6 protein-coding genes and 1 pseudogene are annotated in these 4,545 nt (G+C 67.8%); 4 read left to right on the top strand and 3 right to left on the bottom strand.

The window, feature by feature from the left end; all coding sequences use genetic code 11:
* Window positions 1-364, top strand: a pseudogene (locus Q7V15_RS05170) (transcription termination factor Rho); the annotation flags it as partial.
* 221 nt (window positions 365-585) lie between these two features.
* Here Q7V15_RS05170 and Q7V15_RS05165 read toward each other — a convergent pair.
* Genes Q7V15_RS05165 through Q7V15_RS05155 form a run of 3 tightly spaced genes read right to left on the bottom strand, consistent with a single transcriptional unit; the run spans window position 586 to window position 2,482 of the window.
* A complete protein-coding gene (locus tag Q7V15_RS05165; RefSeq protein ID WP_304754338.1) occupies window positions 586-789 on the bottom strand; it encodes a hypothetical protein in 204 nt (67 codons plus the stop codon).
* Window positions 790-812: 23 nt separating this feature from the next.
* Window positions 813-1,784: a quinone oxidoreductase gene (locus tag Q7V15_RS05160; protein WP_304754336.1), complete on the bottom strand. Its 972-nt coding sequence runs from the start codon at window positions 1,782-1,784 to the stop codon at window positions 813-815.
* Entirely contained in the window at window positions 1,784-2,482 is a 699-nt protein-coding gene (locus Q7V15_RS05155; RefSeq protein WP_304754335.1) for a dienelactone hydrolase family protein, read from the bottom strand. Before Q7V15_RS05155 ends, Q7V15_RS05160 begins: the two co-directional genes overlap by 1 nt.
* 128 nt (window positions 2,483-2,610) lie before the next feature.
* Between Q7V15_RS05155 and Q7V15_RS05150 the strand changes: the two genes are divergently transcribed.
* The 3 genes from Q7V15_RS05150 to Q7V15_RS05140 form a co-directional block, all read left to right on the top strand.
* Window positions 2,611-2,865: a DUF6489 family protein gene (locus Q7V15_RS05150; RefSeq protein WP_304754332.1), complete on the top strand. Its 255-nt coding sequence runs from the start codon at window positions 2,611-2,613 to the stop codon at window positions 2,863-2,865.
* Window positions 2,862-4,166, top strand: coding sequence for a tRNA uridine-5-carboxymethylaminomethyl(34) synthesis GTPase MnmE (gene mnmE / locus Q7V15_RS05145; protein WP_304754330.1), 1,305 nt, complete (start codon window positions 2,862-2,864; stop codon window positions 4,164-4,166). Before Q7V15_RS05150 ends, mnmE begins: the two co-directional genes overlap by 4 nt.
* A 209-nt stretch (window positions 4,167-4,375) precedes the next feature.
* A partial coding sequence (locus Q7V15_RS05140) for an FAD-dependent oxidoreductase (RefSeq protein ID WP_304754339.1) occupies window positions 4,376-4,545 on the top strand: 170 nt, incomplete at its 3' end.

Genomic DNA, 4,545 nt, shown 5'->3' with positions numbered 1-4,545 from the left:
ACGCTTCTTCGGCGCGGCGCGGACTGTGGAGGAGGGCGGCTCGCTCTCCATCATCGCCACCGCCCTGATCGACACCGGGAGCCGGATGGACGAGGTCATCTTCGAAGAGTTCAAGGGCACGGGTAACTCGGAAATCGTCCTCGACCGCAAGGTCGCTGACAAGCGCATCTTCCCGGCCATCGACGTGCTCAAGTCCGGCACCCGCAAGGAAGAGCTGATCACGCCGAAGGATCAGCTGCAGAAGACCTATGTGCTGCGCCGGATCCTCAACCCCATGGGGGCGCAGGACGCCATCGAGTTCCTGCTCGACAAGCTCCGCAACGCCAAGAACAACGACGACTTCTTCCAGTCGATGAACACCTGAAGCGGTGGGGCGAGCGGCTGTGGTCGCGCGCCTCCCCCAGCTCTATTGCGCCGCAGGCGCTTAAAGGGGTGACACGAAGGACACGAAGGATCGCAAAGGACACAAAGACGAGGCCGCGGAGGCCTTCGTGTCCTTGGCTTTCTTTGTGTCCTTCGTGTCCCCTTTTTTGTTTTCAGCCTTCGGCGAAACCGGCAAAGCCACGCCCTGTTTCACGTGAAACGTCAGCTGACCGGCGGGACGTGATCCTTTGGCCATTTGATGAAGGCCACCACCCAGAGCATCACCAGGTTGACCACGGGGACGAGGGTCAGAAAGGCCACCGCCCAGGGTATGCCCATGCGCGAGAGGATCTTCCCAATGGGGAAGATGATCAGGAAGAGCCACACCGCCAGGATCAGCCAGTGCCACTGGGAAAAGCTGTCCATGTCTTGGATCCTTTGGGCTGGCGCTAGGGGATGAGTAGGGAGGCGCCGATGGTCTCGCGGCCCTCCATCGCCTCATGAGCCGCCCGGGTTTCGGCCAGGGGGAAGGTCTGGCCGATGTCGATCCGCACCTGGCCGCTGGCGATCGCTGCGAACAGGGCCCCGGCGCTGGCGTCCAGCTCCTCGGTGGTGGCCACATAGTCAAACAGGGTCGGTCGGGTCAGGAAGACCGAGCCGAGCTGTGACAGGCGGGCCGGCAGGATGGCCGGCGCCGGCCCCGAGGCGTTGCCATAGGAGACCATCAGCCCCCGGCGGGCCAGGCTCTTCAGGCTGGCCTCGAAGGTGGCCGCGCCGACGGAATCATAGACCACAGGCACGCCGGCCCCCTCAGTGATCTTCCGAACTTCGGCGGCCACGTCCTGGTCGCGATAGAGGATGGCGTGATCGGCGCCGAGGCGTCTGGCGCGGTCCGCCTTGTCCGGCGACCCGACGGTGGCGATGACCACGGCCCCCAGGGCCTTGGCCCACTGGACCAGGATCGAGCCCACCCCGCCGGCGGCGGCATGGACCAGGATGGTCTGGCCCGGCTGAACGACGAAGCAACGGCGCAGCAGGAACTCCGCGGTCATGCCCTTGAGCAGGGCCGCGGCGGCCACCTCTGCGGTGATCCCGGCCGGCGGCCGCACGGCCCGGTCGGCCTTGACCACATGGTGTTCGGCATAGGCGCCGATGGGTCCGGACGCATAGGCCGCCAGATCGCCGGCGGCGAAGCGGGTGACGCCCTCACCCACCTCAACCACCTCGCCGGCGCCCTCCATGCCGAGGCCAGTGGGGAGCTTCACCGGATAGAGGCCGGTGCGATGATAGGTGTCGATGAAGTTGAGGCCGATGGCCCGGTTGCGGACCAGGATTTCACCGGGGCCTGGGCGGGGGGTTTCGATCTCGACGGCTTCCAGCACCTCGGGACCGCCGGTCTGGCTGATGCGGATGGCGCGCATCAGACCAGGTTCGCCTTGAAGAAGGCCTGGGTCCGCTCATCGGCCAGTTGGGCGTCGGCGGCGTCATAGTGTTCGCCCCCCTTGCGGGCGAAGGCGTGATCGCGGCCGCCATAGGTGTGAATCTGGACCTGCGGGTGGTTTTTCAGGGCCGCGAGGATCAGCTCCTGAGCCGCCTTGGGCACGAACTGGTCTTCCTCGGCGATATGCATCATCAGGGGGCCTGCCAGGCGTTCGGCCTCGCCGGTCCGCTGTTCGATGCCGACCCCGTAATAGGCGACGCTGGCGTCGGCGTCGGTGCGGGTGGCGGTGAGGAATGCCAGCAGGCCGCCGAGGCAGAAGCCCACGGCGCCGACCTTGCCCGTGCAGGCCTCATGACTGCGGATGGTGTCGATCACCGCCCGGATGTCGCGCAGCCCCTGGTCGGGATCAAAGGCGTTCATCAGCGAAAACGCCTTCTTCCACTCCGCCTCGGACTGGTCGGTGATGTCCACGCCGGGCTCGATGCGCCAGAACAGGTCCGGGCAGATGGCCAGATAGCCCTGGGCCGCATAGTCATCACAGATGTCGCGCATCACCTGATTGACCCCGAATATCTCCTGCAGAACCACCACTGCCGGCGCCGGGGTCTGGGCGGGGACGGCCAGATAGGCGGAAAAGGTCCCGTCAGCGGTCTGAATCTCGAGGGTTTGCCCGGCCATGATCTGCTCCCGTTGGTTTCATCGACATATGCGGTCAGGATAGGGGTGACCCGATCCCTGGTCGCCAAGCCTAACAAGCCTGCGCAACAATGTCGCCACAACGCCCGGCAAAGGGCAGGGAGACCCCCATGAAGATGACCGTCGAAGTCGACTGCACCCCCACCGAGGCCCGGGCCTTTCTGGGCCTCCCCGACGTTACCGAGCTTAATGATCGGCTGGTCAAGGAGATGCAGAATCGCATGGAGGCCAATATGGCCATGGCCTCCCCGGACGAGCTGATGAAGGCCTGGACCACCTTTGGAATGGGGGCGCAGGAGCAGTTTAGAAAGCTGATGACGGCCGCCGCCGAGGGCGCCATGGGCGGCGGCTCACGTCCCAAATGAGCGACACCATCTATGCCCCGGCCACCGCGCCGGGGCGGGCGGCGGTGGCGGTGGTCCGGCTCTCGGGGCCTCAAGCCGGTGATGCCCTGAAGAAGCTGGGCGGACGGCTGCCTGCGCCGCGCCGCGCGGCCCTGCGCCGCCTGCGGGATGGGACGGGCGCCCTGCTGGACGAGGCCCTGGCCCTCTGGTTCCCCGGTCCGGCCAGCTATACCGGCGAGGACAGCGTTGAGCTTCACCTGCACGGGGGACCGGCCGTGGTCGCCGGGGTGCTGGGCGCGCTCAGCGCCCTGGGCCTGCGCCTGGCCGAGCCCGGGGAATTCACCCGGCGGGCCTTTGAGAACGGCCGGCTGGACTTGGCCCAGGCCGAGGGGGTCGCGGACCTGATCGAGGCCGAGACCGACGCCCAGCGTCGCCAGGCCCTGGATCAGGTCGGGGGGCGCCTGAGCGGGGCCCAGACCCGTTGGCGTGAGTCGATGATCGAGGCCCTGGCGGTCTTCGAGGCCGCCGTTGACTTTCCCGACGAGGAGATCCCCGCCGATGTGGCCCGCCGGGCCGCGCCGGTGCTCACCCCCCTGGTCGCCGAGCTCCGCGCCGCGGCGGCGGAGACCGAACGGGGGGAGAAGGTGCGCTCGGGCTACCGGATCGCCCTGATGGGGGCGCCCAATGCCGGTAAGAGCACTCTGCTCAATGCGCTGGCGCGGCGGGAGGCGGCCATCGTCACCGCGACGGCCGGCACCACCCGGGACATTATCGAGGTTCCCCTGATCCTGGCCGGTTACAAGGTGATCCTGGCGGACACGGCGGGCCTGCGGGACACTGAAGACGAGATCGAGGCCGAAGGGGTGCGCCGGGCTCAGGCCTGGGGGGCCGGGGCTGATCTGCGCATCTGGTTGCGGGATGGGGTGACGGAAACCTTGGAGAGCCTTCCGGGGAGGCCGGAACCCGGGGACCTGATCCTGGTCACCAAGCGGGATCTGGGGGCGGCCATCGCATCGGGCGAGGGTCGGGCCTTCAGCGCCAAGCTGCCAGAAGACCTGACCTGGTTGGAGGAGGCCTTGGCCGACCGGGTCAGCACAGCCCTGGGCGGGGCGGAGCCCCCGGCGGCGACCCGGCTGCGACACCGGGAGCTCTTGGCCGAGGCGGTGCGACGGCTGGAGCGGGCGGCGGGGCCGGAGGTGGAGCCAGAATTGGCGGCCGAGGATGTGCGGCTGGCCGCCCGAGCCCTGGACCGCATCACCGGCCGTATCGGCGCCGAGGATGTGCTTGACCGGGTGTTTTCGAGCTTCTGCATCGGCAAGTGATGTTTCACGTGAAACGGTCATGCCGAAGCTTGACCATTGTTCCACGTGAAACACCCGGGCGCGCATGGCGGTAACACCCAGTCGGCCGGGGCGGGCCTCGTCTGAGGCCGATTGCGACGGCGCGGCCCGTCGACCTTTCCGCCGCCATCGCCTATATAGGACGGGCTCGCCCCCGCCTGCGCGGGGGCGTCTTGCTTCAAGGCGACGGCGTGAACTCCAACCCTCCACCCTCATCCTCGTGGGACGTGATCGTCATTGGCGGCGGCCATGCGGGCTGCGAAGCCGCCACGGCTTCGGCCCGCATGGGCGCGCGCACCCTGTTGCTGACCCATAGGCTGGAGACCATCGGCGAGATGTCCTGCAACCCGGCCATTGGCGG

Source organism: Phenylobacterium sp. (genome assembly GCF_030651755.1).
Taxonomy (GTDB): domain Bacteria; phylum Pseudomonadota; class Alphaproteobacteria; order Caulobacterales; family Caulobacteraceae; genus Phenylobacterium.
Note: the sequence above shows the minus strand (reverse complement) of the source record. Positions and strands in the feature narration are given on the sequence as shown.

Bases quoted from the DNA above. Each gene is read 5' to 3' on its own strand.
- Q7V15_RS05160 (WP_304754336.1), bottom strand. From the start codon at position 1,784: ATGCGCGCCATCCGCATCAGCCAGACCGGCGGTCCCGAGGTGCTGGAA.
- Q7V15_RS05165 (WP_304754338.1), bottom strand. From the start codon at position 789: ATGGACAGCTTTTCCCAGTGGCACTGGCTGATCCTGGCGGTGTGGCTC.
- mnmE (WP_304754330.1), top strand. From the start codon at position 2,862: ATGAGCGACACCATCTATGCCCCGGCCACCGCGCCGGGGCGGGCGGCG.
- Q7V15_RS05150 (WP_304754332.1), top strand. From the start codon at position 2,611: ATGAAGATGACCGTCGAAGTCGACTGCACCCCCACCGAGGCCCGGGCC.
- Q7V15_RS05155 (WP_304754335.1), bottom strand. From the start codon at position 2,482: ATGGCCGGGCAAACCCTCGAGATTCAGACCGCTGACGGGACCTTTTCC.